Source organism: Microbacterium sp. NPDC058062 (genome assembly GCF_042885375.1).
Taxonomy (GTDB): Bacteria; Actinomycetota; Actinomycetes; order Actinomycetales; family Microbacteriaceae; genus Microbacterium; species Microbacterium trichothecenolyticum_C.
In genome coordinates this window covers 101,704-115,889 of sequence record NZ_JBHVSC010000004.1, presented here as the reverse complement: position 1 = coordinate 115,889, position 14,186 = coordinate 101,704, and the positions used below count along the sequence as shown (strand labels likewise).

11 protein-coding genes are annotated in these 14,186 nt (G+C 71.7%); all 11 read left to right on the top strand.

Going from position 1 to position 14,186, the window contains the following annotated elements; all coding sequences use genetic code 11:
• The first annotated feature begins 114 nt into the window (after nucleotides 1–114).
• The 11 genes from ACFVSU_RS13870 (at nucleotide 115) to ACFVSU_RS13820 (ending at nucleotide 14,103) form a co-directional block, all read left to right on the top strand.
• Nucleotides 115–1,755 (top strand): DUF6350 family protein, encoded by a 1,641-nt coding sequence (locus ACFVSU_RS13870; protein ID WP_387143823.1) that lies wholly within the window; start codon nucleotides 115–117, stop codon nucleotides 1,753–1,755.
• Between the two features lie 4 nt (nucleotides 1,756–1,759).
• Entirely contained in the window at nucleotides 1,760–2,362 is a 603-nt protein-coding gene (gene purN / locus ACFVSU_RS13865; RefSeq protein WP_310288985.1) for a phosphoribosylglycinamide formyltransferase, read from the top strand.
• Between the two features lie 26 nt (nucleotides 2,363–2,388).
• Nucleotides 2,389–3,993, top strand: coding sequence for a bifunctional phosphoribosylaminoimidazolecarboxamide formyltransferase/IMP cyclohydrolase (gene purH, locus ACFVSU_RS13860; RefSeq protein ID WP_387143819.1), 1,605 nt, complete (start codon nucleotides 2,389–2,391; stop codon nucleotides 3,991–3,993).
• A 131-nt stretch (nucleotides 3,994–4,124) separates the two neighbouring features.
• Complete coding sequence (locus tag ACFVSU_RS13855; protein ID WP_387143816.1) at nucleotides 4,125–5,480, top strand: RDD family protein; 1,356 nt, start codon at nucleotides 4,125–4,127, stop codon at nucleotides 5,478–5,480.
• Between the two features lie 20 nt (nucleotides 5,481–5,500).
• The gene (locus ACFVSU_RS13850) at nucleotides 5,501–10,030 is read left to right on the top strand and encodes an FtsK/SpoIIIE domain-containing protein (protein ID WP_387143813.1); all 4,530 of its coding nucleotides are present in this window, start codon (nucleotides 5,501–5,503) and stop codon (nucleotides 10,028–10,030) included.
• 126 nt (nucleotides 10,031–10,156) lie between these two features.
• Nucleotides 10,157–10,444, top strand: a complete 288-nt coding sequence (locus ACFVSU_RS13845; RefSeq protein ID WP_116194191.1) for a WXG100 family type VII secretion target — start codon at nucleotides 10,157–10,159, stop codon at nucleotides 10,442–10,444.
• A 90-nt stretch (nucleotides 10,445–10,534) separates the two neighbouring features.
• Nucleotides 10,535–10,828, top strand: coding sequence for a hypothetical protein (locus ACFVSU_RS13840; protein ID WP_387143810.1), 294 nt, complete (start codon nucleotides 10,535–10,537; stop codon nucleotides 10,826–10,828).
• A gap of 7 nt (nucleotides 10,829–10,835) precedes the next feature.
• Nucleotides 10,836–12,059, top strand: a complete 1,224-nt coding sequence (locus tag ACFVSU_RS13835) for a hypothetical protein (protein ID WP_387143807.1) — start codon at nucleotides 10,836–10,838, stop codon at nucleotides 12,057–12,059.
• Nucleotides 12,060–12,102: 43 nt separating this feature from the next.
• Complete coding sequence (locus tag ACFVSU_RS13830; RefSeq protein WP_387143804.1) at nucleotides 12,103–12,720, top strand: hypothetical protein; 618 nt, start codon at nucleotides 12,103–12,105, stop codon at nucleotides 12,718–12,720.
• 178 nt (nucleotides 12,721–12,898) lie between these two features.
• The gene (locus ACFVSU_RS13825; protein ID WP_387143801.1) at nucleotides 12,899–13,339 is read left to right on the top strand and encodes a hypothetical protein; all 441 of its coding nucleotides are present in this window, start codon (nucleotides 12,899–12,901) and stop codon (nucleotides 13,337–13,339) included.
• Nucleotides 13,336–14,103 (top strand): hypothetical protein, encoded by a 768-nt coding sequence (locus ACFVSU_RS13820; RefSeq protein WP_387143798.1) that lies wholly within the window; start codon nucleotides 13,336–13,338, stop codon nucleotides 14,101–14,103. The genes ACFVSU_RS13825 and ACFVSU_RS13820 overlap by 4 nt, the downstream gene beginning before the upstream one ends.
• The last annotated feature ends 83 nt before the right edge of the window (nucleotides 14,104–14,186 follow it).

Below are 14,186 nucleotides of genomic sequence, written 5' to 3'. Positions count from 1 at the left end.
GAGGTGAAACGTTAGTCGCTCCTGCCCCAACCTGAGGATTCGCTGGACGGATGCCTCGGCCCCGCGCGCGGGCGCCTCGGCCGGGGCGGTGCGCCGAAGTAGGGTCGATGGCGCATGCATCGCCTCATCGTCGCCCTTCTCGCCTCCGTCGACGCCGTCATCGCGGCGGCCGTCGGCCTTGCCGTGACGCTCGCTCCGCTCACCCTGCTGTGGGTGCTCGGATTCGGCGGCGGTGCGGACTGGGGAGTGCTGTGGCCGTCGGCGGTGTCGGTGTGGCAGCTCGGCAACCTCGTGCCGCTCAGCATCACGCTGCCGCCCGACTACCTCGCCGCGACGGGGATCGATGCGGGCGCGGCATCCTTCGTCCTCTCGCTCGCCCCGCTGGCCTTCGCCGGGTTCACGGCCATCTTCGCCGCGCGCTCCGGTGCCCGCGCCTCGCACGCCGACGCGTGGCTCACTGGCGTGCTCACCTCGAGCGCCGTGTTCGCCCTCTTGACCACCGGCGCCGCGCTGACCGGCGCGAATGACGTCGCGCGCGCCGAGACGTGGCAGGCGATCCTCGTGCCGACGCTCGTGTTCGCCCTTCCCGCCCTGGTCGCGGCGGTCGTGACGGAGTGGTCCGAGGCGGGATCCGGCGCGATCGCGCGCCTGCGCGACCGCGTCGAGGCGGCGCCGCACGGCTGGGGAGAGGTGCCCGCGCTCGTCGCGCGCGGGACCGCCGTCGTCGTGGTCGGGGTCGTCGGCATCGGCGCCGCGGTGGCTGCCGTCGCGCTGTTCGCCCGCGCGGGGCAGATCGTCGCGCTGTTCCAGGCGGGCGACGTCGACCCCATCGGCGCCACCGTCATCACCCTCGTCCAGCTCGCCTACGTGCCGACGCTCGCGGTGTGGGGGATGAGCTTCGTCGCCGGCCCCGGCTTCGCCGTCGGCACGGGCACGGCGGTCTCGCCCGCCGGAACCCAGGTCGGCGTCATCCCGGGTCTGCCGGCGCTCGGTGCCGTTCCCGAATCGACGACGTCGTGGCTGCTGCTGCTCGCCCTGCTGCCGATCGCGCTCGGCGCGCTGGCCGGGTGGATCGCGCGGTCGCGGCTCCTGCACGCCCGTGGATCTTTCCGCGAGCGGATGCTGCAGCCCGCGCCCGCGGGCGGCCCGGCGTCGTCACGGTTCGATGCGGGGAAGACCGCGGCGCTCAGCGGACTGCTGTCGGGCGCCCCCTCGGAGGAGCCCGGCGCCGAGGCGCACGTCGACGAGCCCGTCGAGGCGCCGGAGGATCCGATCGCGGCACGTCTCGTCGTCACCGCAGGCATCGCGCTGCTCTCGGGCGGGGCCGCCGCGCTGCTGGCCTGGGCGGCGTCGGGGTCCATCGGACCGGGGCGGCTGGCCGAGTTCGGACCGGATGCCGGGCCCGTCGCGCTGGCGGTCGGCCTCGAGGTGCTGCTCGGCGCGGCGATCCTGCTGCTGTCGCCGCGGTCGGCGGGGGGCGGGAACTCCGCCGCGCAGGACTCCGCGCCCGCGACGGCCGGGGTCGAGCCGGTGGCGGACGACGAGCCGAACCCCGAACCGCCGGAGGCTGCGGCCTTCGCCGCGGTCGCGGCGTTCACGGCCCGGCGATCGGGCGCGGTGCCCGCCGAGGACGCCGAGGAGCGGCATCCGTCCCCTCCCGTGCGTGGAGCGCGGCCGACACCGCTGCCGGACGCCGCCGGCGGCGTCACATCGGAAGCGACGACCGAGCCGATCGAACTCCCGCGGCTAGACTGATGCGGTGCTGACGGTCGCTGTTCTCATCTCGGGTACAGGCTCCAACCTGCGCGCTCTGCTCGACGCGGCGGCCGATCCCGAGTTCCCCGCCCGCATCGTCGTCGTCGGCGCCGACCGCGAGGCCGACGGATTCGCGCACGCCGAGGAGTACGGCATCCCCACGTTCATGGTGCCGTTCGCGCAGTTCGCGAGCCGCGAGGAGTGGGGCGCCGAGCTCGCCACCCAGCTCGACGTCTGGCAGCCCGACCTCGTCGTCTTGAGCGGCCTCATGCGCCTGCTGCCCGCCGACCTCGTCGACGCGTGGTCGCCCCGCATCATCAACACCCACCCGGCGTACCTGCCGGAGTTCCCCGGTGCGCACGGCGTGCGCGACGCGCTCGCCGCCGACGTCGCGCAGACCGGGGCCAGCGTCATCATCGTCGACAACGGGGTCGACTCGGGGCCGATCCTCGCCCAGGAGCGCGTGCCCGTGCTCCCCGGCGACGACGAGCACGCCCTGCACGAGCGCATCAAGCCCGTCGAACGCCGCCTCCTGATCGACGTGGTGCGCCGCGTCGCGACCGGCGACCTCGACCTCGCGGCGGTGTCCGCGAGCGCCCAGCTCTGACCCCCCACCCCACCGAGGAGACCCGCATGGCCGGACCGAGCCACGACCCCGCCCTGTACCGCCACCGCGACGTCGTCCCGGTGCGCCGCGCACTCGTGTCGGTGAGCGACAAGACCGACCTGTTGGCGCTCGGCGAGGCGCTCGCGGCGGCCGGTGTCGAGATCGTGTCGACGGGCGGTTCCGCCACGCTGCTGCGCGAGGCCGGCTACACCGTGACCGACGTGTCGAGCGTGACGGGCTTCCCCGAGTCGCTCGACGGCCGCGTGAAGACGCTCCACCCGGGCGTGCACGCGGGCCTCCTCGCCGACCTCCGCCTCGAGGACCACGAGCGTCAGCTCGCCGAGCTCGACATCGCCCCCTTCGAGCTCGTCGTGGTGAACCTCTACCCGTTCGTCGAGACCGTGCGCTCGGGCGCACAGGGCGACGACGTCGTCGAGCAGATCGACATCGGCGGCCCCGCGATGGTGCGCGCGTCGGCGAAGAACTACGCCAACGTCGCGATCGTCGTCTCGCCGTCGTCGTACCCGGCGGTCATCGACGCCGTCCGCGCGGGCGGCACGACGCTGGTGCAGCGCCGTGAGCTCGCGGCCCGTGCCTTCGCGCACACGGCCGAGTACGACCGCGCGGTCGCGACCTGGTTCACCGAGGGCACGCTCCTCGAAGAGGCCCTGCCGGCGCACCTCACGATCAAGGCCGAGCGCCTCGCGACCCTCCGCTACGGCGAGAACTCGCACCAGCGTGCGGCGATCTACACCCGCAACGGCGGCCACGGCATCGCCCAGGCGATCCAGCTCCAGGGCAAGGAGATGTCGTACAACAACTACGTCGACGCCGACGCCGCCCTCCGCGCCGCCTTCGACATGGTCAAGCCCGCCGTCGCGATCATCAAGCACGCGAACCCCTGCGGGATCGCGGTGACGGCGCCCAACGCCCTCGACCCCATCGCGAGCGCACACCTGCGCGCCCACGAATGCGACCCCGTGTCGGCGTACGGCGGCGTGATCGCCGCCAACGGCACCGTGACCCTCAAGATGGCCGAGAACCTCAAGGACATCTTCACCGAGGTCATCGTGGCGCCGTCGTTCGAGCCGGCCGCCCTCGAGGTCTTCAAGGCGAAGAAGAACCTGCGTCTGCTGCAGCTGCCCGCCGACTGGCAGCAGGAGCGGATGGACGTGCGCCTGGTCTCGGGCGGTCTGCTGCTGCAGGACGCCGACCGCTTCCCCGACGACATCGAGTCCGTCGCGAAGGACTGGCAGCTGGTGTCGGGCGAGCGTCCGGCCGACGAGGAGATGACCAACCTCATCTTCGCGTGGAAGGCCTGCCGCGCGGTCAAGTCGAACGCCATCGTCCTCGCCAAGAACTCGGCGACGGTCGGCATCGGCATGGGCCAGGTCAACCGCGTCGACTCGTGCCGCCTCGCGGTGGAGCGCGCCGGTGACCGCGCCGCTGGATCGGTCGCCGCATCGGATGCGTTCTTCCCCTTCGCCGACGGCCCGCAGATCCTGCTCGACGCGGGCATCTCGGCCATCGTCCAGCCGGGCGGCTCGGTCCGCGACGACGAGGTCATCGCCGCCGCGAAGGCCGCGAACGTGACGATGTTCTTCACGAACGAGCGCCACTTCTTCCACTGACGCAGGTCACCCGGAGGCGCCGTCCGGCCGATCGACCAGGACATGGGGCTATTTCCCCATGTCCTGGATCTCGTCGGGAGGGGCACGATCGTCCGGATAGGGTCGATGCGGAGCGTTCGCCAGGAGGACCCGTGATTTGGGAGATCGACGACTCGACGCGTGCCGTCGAGGGGCTCGATGGGCGTGGCCGGCCGAAGCCGGAGTACGCCGCGACACTCGGGCTGCGCAGGGCGCCGTTCGGGCGGCGCGTGCTCTCCACCTCGATCGAGCTCGGCATCCTGCTGGTGCTCCAGCTCCCGTTCCTCCTCGTCACCCTTCCCGCGCTCCTGAGCGCGACGGCGTCGCCGGACGCCGCGGCGGCGCTCGCGGACGCCGGCCGGCTCGGCCTGGTCATCGCGTGCGGGGCGGCATCGGCGGCGCTGACGACCGCGTTCGTCGTGGTGCAGCTCGTGCTGCACGGGCGCAAGGGCGCCACCGTCGGCAAGGCGATGACCGGGATCCGATCGGTCAACGTTCGCACGCTCGAGCGCCCGGGCTTCTGGCGGGGCGCGGTGGTGCGCTATCTCGTGCTGTACGGCAGCTTCCTGGTGCCGCTGGTGGGTCCGGTGCTCGTCATCGCGTGCTCGCCGCTGTTCGACCCCGAGCGACGGGGCCGCGGCTGGGCAGACCTCGCCGGGGCGACGTGGTTCGTCGACGCGCGCGACGGGCTCAACCCCTACGACGTCAAGCGCATGCGCATCGCCCGCAAGACCGCCGCCACCGACCTCGCGGACGAGCGCAGCGAGCTGCGCTCCCTCGCCACCTCGGCGACCGCCCCCGGCGCGGGCGCCTACATCCCGGTCACCCGCAGCAGCGGGGGAGTCGTGGGTGCGCCGCGTACCGACGCGTACGCGTCGACCGCCGAGGCGAGCGGAACGGATGCCGCGTCCCCCGCGTCCCCTTCGGCACCCGCGCCCGCGCCTGCCGTCGTGGCGCCTGCCGGTGTCGCGCCGGCGGCCATCGTGCCCACGGCGCCCTCCTCCGGCCCGGGGATCCCGTGGACGCCGCCCCGGCTGCTGGCGGACGCGAGCCCCGCACCCGCGCCGGCCCCAGTGGGCCCGCCGGCCGCGCCCGCAACCCCGGCACCACGGTCGTCGTCGCCGGCCGACCCTGCGACGCCGGGCGTCGTCCTCGAGTTCGACAGCGGCGCCCGCATCGCGCTCGCGGGGTCCGGGATCCTGATCGGCCGCGATCCGGCGGCCGGGCCGGGGGACGCCGGTCTCGCCCTCGTTCCCCTGGACGACCCGTCGAAGTCCATCTCGAAGACCCACCTGGCGCTCCTGCGCACGGGGGGCAGCATCATCGCGATCGACCGTGCATCGACCAACGGGAGCGCGGTGATCCGGGACGGCGTCGAGCACGCGCTTCCGCCCGGCCAGGGCATCGCGGTCCGCTCCGGAGACACCCTGCTGCTCGGTGAACGGCGCGCCCGCGTCCGCATCGGCTGAGGCAGCACAGCGAGGAACCCATGAGACTCAGACTCACCCTGCAGCGCCGGAACGCCCAGCACATCGACGTCGTGGTCACGGCCGACACGACGGCGACCGTGCAGGACGTCGCGAGGCACATCGTCGAGACCGACCCGGCGCGCGAGACCGTCGCGTCCCCGCGTGACGTGCTGACGCTCAAGGTGGCGCCTCCGACGTCGTCGACGTTCGTGATGCTCTCGCCCGAGACGCTCATCAGCGACGCCGCCGTGGGCTCGGGCTTCGTCGCGTCGATCGTCAATCTCGGTGAGGACTACGTCTCGACGCGGACGAACGGGGGCCCGCCTGCCGCCATCCTCTCGATCGTCGCCGGTCCGCTCGTCGGCCGCGAGTTCCCGCTGCCGCGCGGTCAGTTCACCATCGGCCGGGTCGCGGGCAACGACATCGTCCTCGCGGATCCCCTCGTCTCCAAGTCGCACGCACGCATCGAGGTCGGCACGTCCGTCGAACTGGTCGACCTGAACTCGGCGAACGGCATCGTCGTGGACGGCGGCCTCGTGCAGCGCCTTCGCGTCATCCCCGGCCAGCGGTTCTCGCTCGGCGACACGGACGTCGTCGTCCGCATGGTGCAGGACTTCGCGCCGGTGGAACAGGATCCCGTCCTCGAGCGGGGCGGCTCGCTCCTGTTCAACCGCAGCCCGCGCGTTGAGCCGCGGTACGTGGGCGAGGAGCTGCCCGAGCCGCGGATGCCGAAGGACCCGGTCTCGCGGCTGTTCCCGTGGCCCATGCTGGTCGCCCCGATCATTCTGGGACTGGCCCTCTTCGCGATGCAGGGCAACCCCCGCGCGCTGCTGGTCGTCGTGCTCTCGCCGCTCATGCTGCTCGGCAACTTCATCTCCCAGCGCACGCAGGTCGGCCAGCGCGCCCGCAAAGAGACCGAGATCTTCGAGCGCACGTTCGAGGAGCTCGAAGAGAGCCTCTACCGCGAGCGGCCGCGCGAGCGCGAGATCCGCAACGCCGAGGTGCCGCCGGTGGCCGTCGTCTTCGACGAGGCGATGCGGCTCGGCCCGATGCTCTGGACCAGGAGACCCGAGCACTGGAACTTCCTGTCGGTGCGACTGGGCACCGCCGAGGCCCCCTCGCGCACGACGGTGAAGCGGTCCGAATCGCCCGAGGCGCTGCAGGAGTTCGTCGACCGCGTCGACCGACTGCGGGACCGCTACCGCACGATCGACGGCGTGCCGGTGCTCGAGTCGCTGCAGAGCGTCGGGGTGATCGGCGTCGCGGGAGGCGAGCGGGAAGCCGCCGACGCCCTGCGCGGCCTCTGCGTCCAGCTGTTCGGCCTCCACTCGCCCAACGAACTGGTCGCGATCGCGCTCACCGAGCCGCGATGGGCGACGCAGCTCGAGTGGCTCAAGTGGCTTCCGCACACCTCCAGCGAGCGCAGTCCCTTCCGCGAGATGCCGCTGTCGGATTCGGCGTCGACCGGCGCCGCTCTGCTGTCGGGCCTGGAGGAGCTCGTCATGCAGCGCTCCAAGGCCGCCTCGTCGCCGCGCCTGCCGCTGGATGACGAGTGGGACCCGATGCGCTACGGCACCGACGTGCGGCGCGCCGCGGAGGAGGCCACGTTCCCCGGCCAGACGGCGGTGCTCGTCATCGTCACCGCCGACGCCCCGGTGGATCGCGCACGCCTCACGCAGGTGCTCGAGCGCGGCGCCGACGTCGGCGTCTACGGTCTCTTCGTGGCCCCCGTCGTCGAGGCGCTGCCCGCCGTCTGCCGCAGCTTCGTCGACGTGTCCCGGGGCCTCGAGCACGCCCGCGCGGGCACGGTCCGAAGTGGCGTGGACTATCCGGAGACCGCGGTCGAGGGCGTGTCGAACGACCTCATGACGGTGCTGGCCAAGCGGCTCGCCCCGGTCGTGGACTCGAGCACGGTCGTGGAGGATTCGTCCGACATCCCGAACTCGGTGATGTTCCTCTCGCTCGTCGGCGGCGAGCTCGCCGCGGATGCCGGCTCCGCCGTGGAGCGCTGGCGCGAGAACAACACGATCATCGACCGCTCAGGCGCGGTCCTGCCGCGCCTGAAGAAGGCCGGAACGCTCCGCGCGATCGTCGGCCAGGGAGCCACGGACGCGATGGCCCTCGATCTGCGGACGCAGGGACCGCACGCCCTCGTCGGCGGCACCACCGGTGCCGGCAAGTCCGAGTTCCTTCAGGCGTGGGTGCTCGGCATGGCCGCCGCCCACAGCCCCGACCGCGTCACGTTCCTGTTCGTCGACTACAAGGGCGGGTCCGCGTTCGCCGACTGCGTCGAACTTCCGCACACGGTCGGCCTCGTCACCGACCTGAGCCCGCACCTCGTTCGGCGCGCGCTCACCAGCCTGCGTGCCGAGCTGCACCACCGCGAGCACCTCTTCAACCGCAAGAAGGCGAAGGACCTGCTCGAGCTGGAGAAGCGGCGCGACCCCGACACGCCGCCCGCCCTCGTGCTCGTCATCGACGAGTTCGCGGCCCTCGCGGGGGAGGTGCCCGAGTTCGTGGACGGTGTCGTCGACATCGCGCAGCGCGGCCGCTCCCTGGGGATCCACCTGATCATGGCCACGCAGCGGCCGGCGGGCGTCATCAAAGACAACCTGCGCGCCAACACCAACCTCCGCGTCGCGCTGCGCATGGCCGACGAGTCGGACTCGAAGGACGTCGTCGACGACCCCGTGGCCGCGCGCTTCGACCCGGGCATCCCCGGCCGCGGCATCGCCAAGACCGGCCCCGGCCGGCTCGTGCCGTTCCAGTCCGCCTATGCGGGCGGCTGGAGCACCGACGAGGCGCCTGCCGCCGATGTGGGCGTCGCACAGCTGCGGTTCGGCTCGGTGCAGCGGTGGGAGCTGCCGGACTCGGGCGAATCCGAATCCCACGATGTCGATCCCGGGCCCAACGACCAGAAGCGCATCGTCGCGACCCTGGTCGCCGCCGCCGCGGCGGCCCGGATCCCCGCACCCCGGCGCCCGTGGCTCGACGACCTCGAGGCCACCGTCGACCTCCGCGGGCTGCGGGCAGGACGACCCGGCTTCATCCTGCTCGGCAAGCGCGACGTGCCCGAGCGGCAGCTGCAGGAGCCGGTGTACTTCGAGCCCGACCGCGACGGGTCGCTCCTGGTGTACGGCACCAGCGGCTCGGGCAAGTCCACCGTGCTGCGCACGGTCGCCATCGCCGCGGCGATGGGGCGCCGCGCCGAGAACGTCGCCGTGTACGGCCTGGACTTCGGCGCCGGCGCGCTCAAGAGCCTCGAGGTGCTGCCGCACGTCGGATCGATCATCCCCGGCGACGACGCCGAGCGCGTGCAGCGCATCATGCGCTCGCTGGGCGGCATCCTGGACGACCGCGCCAAGCGGTTCAGCGCGGCCAACGCCTCGAGCATCGCGGAGTATCGCGAGCTGACGGGGCGCGACGAGTCGCGCATCATCGTCCTCCTGGACGGCCTCCCGCAGTTCCGCGCCGAGTGGGAGTCCACGACCGCGCGGATGCCGTTCTATCAGGCGTTCATGCGCATCCTCGGCGAAGGCCGCCCGCTCGGCGTGCACGTCGTCGCGACCGCCGACCGTTCCGGGTCGGTGCCCACCGCCATCAGCTCGAACGTGTCGCGGCGTGTGGTGCTGCGTCTGTCGGATGAGAACGCGTACGCACTGCTGAACGCCCCCAAGGACGTGCTCGACGAGCGGTCCGCGCCGGGCCGGGCCATCGTCGACGGCTTCGAGACCCAGATCGCGGTGCTCGGCGGCACGCCGAACGTGGCCGAGCAGACGAAGCTCCTGGGCCAGTGGGCCGAGGAGCTGCGCGCGACCGGCGCGCGCGAGGTGGACGAGATCGGCTCGCTGCCGACACGGCTCGCCTGGCAGGCGCTGCCGGACCGCATCGGCGAGTTCCCGGTGCTCGGCATCGCCGAAGACACGCTCGCGGCCCGCGAGTTCGACCCGGTGGGCACCTTCGTCGTCGCGGGGCCGCCCTCGGCGGGCAAGACCAACGCGATGAAGGCCCTCGTCACGTCGATGGTGCGCTTCGATCCGGCCGTGCGGCTGTTCCACTTCGGCGGGCGACGCTCGCAGCTCAAGGAGTTCGCCCCGTGGATGCGCAGCGCCACGACGCCCGACGAGGCGAAGGATCTGGCGACCGAGCTCGCCGAGCTCGTCGCCGACGAGTCGATCGACGCGCGGCTGATGATCGTGATCGAAGACGTGCCGCAGTTCGCCGACTCGCCCGCTGAGCGTCCGCTCAAGGCACTGTTCCAGGCCGTCAACCGCAGCGAGCACGTGCTCATCGGCGACGCCGACGTCACGCAGGTGACCAGTGGCTTCGGCCTGGTGGGCGACTTCAAGGGCGGCCGGAAGGGCATCATCATCAAGCCCGACGCCTTCGACGGCGACGCGGTGTTCAAAGTGCCGTTCCCGAAGGTCAAGCGGTCCGACTTCCCCGATGGCCGCGGCATCTTCGTGCAGGCGGGGCGCCAGGTCACGGTCCAGCTGCCGCTGGTCGAGGCATCCGTCCTCCCCGTTCCGCAGGCGGCGCCGCAGCATTGACGCGGCCCGCGGCGCCGGACGCGAGGACATGGGGAATGATCCCCATCGCGTGCCGTCGGCGCGCTCCGTTAGGTTGCTGAGTGTCCCGCCCGACGGGGGTCGGGAATCTGAGTGAGGGAGTTGACGATGGCCGATTTCGGTGCTTCGTATGCGGAGATGGAGCAGGTGGCGTCGTCGCTGTCGCAGGCTCGTGATGACATCCAGGGTCAGTTGGACGCGCTGAAGAGCCAGGTGGACACGCTGCTGGGTGAGGACTTCAAGACGCAGCACGCGTCGGGCAAGTTCGGTGAGGGGTACACCGAGCTGACGACGGGTCTGAAGGGTGCTGTGGACGGCATCAACGACATGTCGGAGTCGCTGCTGGGCATGATGCGTGCCATTCAGGACCTCGACCAGCAGCTCGCCGGCGGCTGAACCGCATCATCGTGGTCGGGAGCGGTGCAGGCCGCTCCCGACCGGTGATCGGTGAGGGCGGACGAGTCGGATCGGGAATGAGGAGACCCAGTGAGCGTCAAAGTCAGCTATGACGACCTCGGTGCACTGAGCACGCAGCTGAAGAGCATCATCGACGAGTTCGAGCATGCGGGCAGCCGCCGCCGCGACCTCGAGGGTGCCGTCGACCGCCCGTACGAGCTGGGTGATCTGAAGGACGCGGCGCACGACTTCGAGGGCCGCTGGGACGATCGCCGGAAGCGTCTGATGGACAGCTGCAAGGGTCTCGCCGAGCATGTCGACGGCGTGATCGAGGGTTTCCAGGACTTCGACGAGGAAGCCGGCAACCGAACCGGCGAGAGATGAGCCGACGATGACGACAGTGCTTCCGTACATGCCCTCGCAGACGCCGAGGGGAGGAAACCTCATCGAGCACCTGCGCGGCGATGCGGGCGACGTCCAGACGCGTGGTCAGCAGATCGTCGACCTCGGTGCCGACATGTCGGCCGCGTGGATGCTCATCAAGCAGCTGGTCGACAACGGCGCCGACATGGAAGGCAGCACCGTCGACAAGCTCCGCGAGGTCGCGGGTGAGGTCAGCGGCGATCTGTCGAAGGCGGCCGAGCTGTACGCCGCCGTCGGGCCGCACATCCTCACCTATGGTCAGGAGCTCGAGACGTCGAAGGCCGCGATCGATCCGATCGTCGACGACCTGATCGAGTTGTGGGCCGCCTACTACTCGCTGTCGCGCGCCGCCGATACGGCTGAGGGCGCCGTTCCGCGAGAGCCCGATGACGATGCCGATGCCGATGAGCAGTCGTCGTACGACAACGCTAACGCCAATGCCGTCGAGAAGCGGGGTCTCGCCGACGCCAAGCGCGGCGAGTGGGACACGCGAGCCGGTGAGTACGACACGGAGTGGGACAGCTGGCACACCGCGTTCCAGACCGCGGCCACGAACATCAAGGAAGGCTTCAGCGGCAAGATCGAGGACTCCTGGAAGGACGACCTGCGAGGCGCGCTGGAGTTCCTCTCGAACGTCCTCGCCGTGGCCGGCATCGTGCTCGCGGTGCTGGCGATCGTCGTCGGCGGACCCATCATCGCCGCACTCGCGGCGATCGTCGCCGTCGCGACGCTCGCCGTCGCCCTCACCCGCAAGCTCGCGTTCGACGACGGAAGCTGGGTCGACGTCGCGTTCGGCGTCATCGGCGTGGTGCCGTTCATCGGCCCCGCGGCGCGTGGCCTGCGCGGACTGGGCGCCCCCGGGGGCTGGCGCGCACTCGGAACGGCGTTCGGCGACGACGCCGCCCGCCTGTTCGGCGTCGGTGCGACGGGGATCGACGACTGGGCGTCGGGGCTCAACCGCCTGCAGGGGACCGGGTTCGGCGCGAAGGCCGTCGACTTCACGACGGGCCTCTTGACCGGTCAGAACATGGCGCATTGGGCGGACCCCGCGGTGATGACCGGCGGGTGGAACATCGTCGAGGGCACGGCCGGCGTCTGGGCGACGCAGCTCGGGATCGCCGGGTGGATCAAGGACACCGCAGGCGGGGCGTTCCCGGGGTCTTTCGATCCCGACCAGAACCCGTTCTCGTGACGGAGGTTCCGAAGCGGGTCGTGGGTGATGGAAGACTGGCATGGTGAGTGACCTGCGCGCGGAGTTGACCGGAGGTGCCGGAGCGACCGTGCCGAGGTATCGCATGCTGCTGCCGCCCGGGTGGCGGTCGTACGACATGGGGGCCGACACCGAGCGCGATCTCGTCGCGGCGGCGAAGGCACGCCTTGCCGAGGCCGGCCGACCCGACCTGGGGGCAGCGCTCGGTGCGCAGGTGAAGGACGCCCTGGCACAGCTGAAGGGCCAGGACGCGTTCGCCTACGCCCTCCCGGCCGAGAGCTCGCCCACCTGGGTGCTGGGCTCTGCGAGCCTCGTGGGCCTGCGTCGTCGGTCGACGCCGCAATGGACGCTCGACGACATCGTCGAGGATGCCGTGCGCAATCGCGGCGGCGTCCCGATCGGCGAAGGTCACCGCATGGTGCGCTGGACCGAGCGGCGCCCGACCCGCGTCGACGGCGTCGACGCGGTGAGCTTCCTCATCCACTACCTGATCCCGATCCCCGGCACCCGGCGCACGCAGGCCGTCCAGTGGACGGCCACCGTGGCCCATGGGGCCGAGCTGGCGCCCGATGACCCGGTGCTGCTGGCGTGGCTCGCTCTCTTCGACAACCACATATCCTCCTTCACCTGGAGCGTCAGCTGAGATGCGGGTGAACCTTCGCTTCGACCGGGAGCACTGCATCCCGGTCGACTTCCCCGCGGACGCGGCGACCGATCGTTCCGAGTGGGCACGCGCAACGGCGGCCGACTTCGTCGCGCGCACCGGGCTCGCCCCCGAAGCCGCCGGCCCGATCGCCGCAGCGCTCGACGATGTCGCCCGGGTGGCCTCGGACGACAGCCGCAGCCTCGTCATCGTCGGCATCGACGGTCGGGTGATCGCGCCATTGACCGTGTTCGCGGTGGATGGTGCGCTCAGCGAAGCCGATCAGGCGGCGTTCCTCTGGTCGCCCTCGGCGCAGTTGCCGGCGACGACTGAGGTGATCGAGACGGACAATTTCGGGATCGGCATCTCGGCGACGCTCCTCGAGCGGCACGGCGACCGGGATTTCGGATTCGAGCGCTGGCTGTTCTTCGGCGAGGACGCGACTGTCGCCGCCATTCTCGGCCCAGTTGCACCCTACGGGCTGGCCTTCGTGGAGGAGACGGCGAAGGCGGTGCTGCGGCAGTCCGCGCTCGAGGGCTTCGTCGCGTCGAGCGACCGCGTGCGCGTCGACGCGCTCGACCGCGCCGTGGTGCGCTTCGGAGAGGAATGGCCGGCATGACCGCCAGATCGCTGACAGAGCTCGTCGACGAGGCATCGTCGTGGACGCCGGTGGATTGGTGGCGCCTGGAGCTGCGGTCCTTCTCGCGCACCCCCGCGCAGCGCCCCCTCGCCGTGCTCGCGCCGGCAGAGGCGATGTCGGAGCACCGCGGGGTGACGCTGGGCAGTTTCATCCAGGGGCTGGCGTATCTCTTCGCCGTCGCCGCTCCGGTGATCGCCGCCGCAGCCATGGTGCGGTGGGTCCTCGGCGATACCGCGTACGACTTCCCTCTGGCCTTCGCAGGCACGATCACGCTGGTCGGCCTGCTGGTGACGGGGTGGAGTGAGCTGCAGCGGCTGCGCCACCCGCGTGCGTCGCGAGCGTCGGCCGTGCGAATGCTGGCGCTCATCCACGTCATCCCCGGGCTCATCACGGCTCTCATCGCGCTCACGGCCGGCGCGCCCTTCCTGCAGGGCGGCGCATGGGTGTGGATCGCCGTGGTCGCCGCCGACATCGTCGTCCACGTCGTCATCCTGATCCGTGGTCCGCTGCCCGCGGGCGGACCGCAGAACGAGCGCCAGAATCTGCAGTGGAGCATCCGCGAGATCCCGCCTGGCACGCTCGCTGAGATCACGGCGCGCCGGGATGAAGCGATCCGGCGTCTCGCCGATCACGGCCTCATCGAGCCGGACACGGCGACGCGGGCGCTCGCGACCGCGCCGGGAGAGCTCGCCCTGACGCTCGCTCCCGAGCTCGAGAAGTCGGACCCGCAGCGCTCGCGTTGATGGTCGCCGTGGCCGACGTCCCGGCCACGATCTACGCGCGCGCCGCGGTGGACCCCACTGGAGACGCGACCGTGACCCGCGGC

What these genes read in the sequence shown, in the direction of transcription:
- ACFVSU_RS13870 (WP_387143823.1), top strand. Translation starts at nt 115, where the DNA reads ATGCATCGCCTCATCGTCGCCCTTCTCGCCTCCGTCGACGCCGTCATC.
- purH (WP_387143819.1), top strand. Translation starts at nt 2,389, where the DNA reads ATGGCCGGACCGAGCCACGACCCCGCCCTGTACCGCCACCGCGACGTC.
- ACFVSU_RS13850 (WP_387143813.1), top strand. Translation starts at nt 5,501, where the DNA reads ATGAGACTCAGACTCACCCTGCAGCGCCGGAACGCCCAGCACATCGAC.
- ACFVSU_RS13845 (WP_116194191.1), top strand. Translation starts at nt 10,157, where the DNA reads ATGGCCGATTTCGGTGCTTCGTATGCGGAGATGGAGCAGGTGGCGTCG.
- ACFVSU_RS13835 (WP_387143807.1), top strand. Translation starts at nt 10,836, where the DNA reads ATGACGACAGTGCTTCCGTACATGCCCTCGCAGACGCCGAGGGGAGGA.
- ACFVSU_RS13820 (WP_387143798.1), top strand. Translation starts at nt 13,336, where the DNA reads ATGACCGCCAGATCGCTGACAGAGCTCGTCGACGAGGCATCGTCGTGG.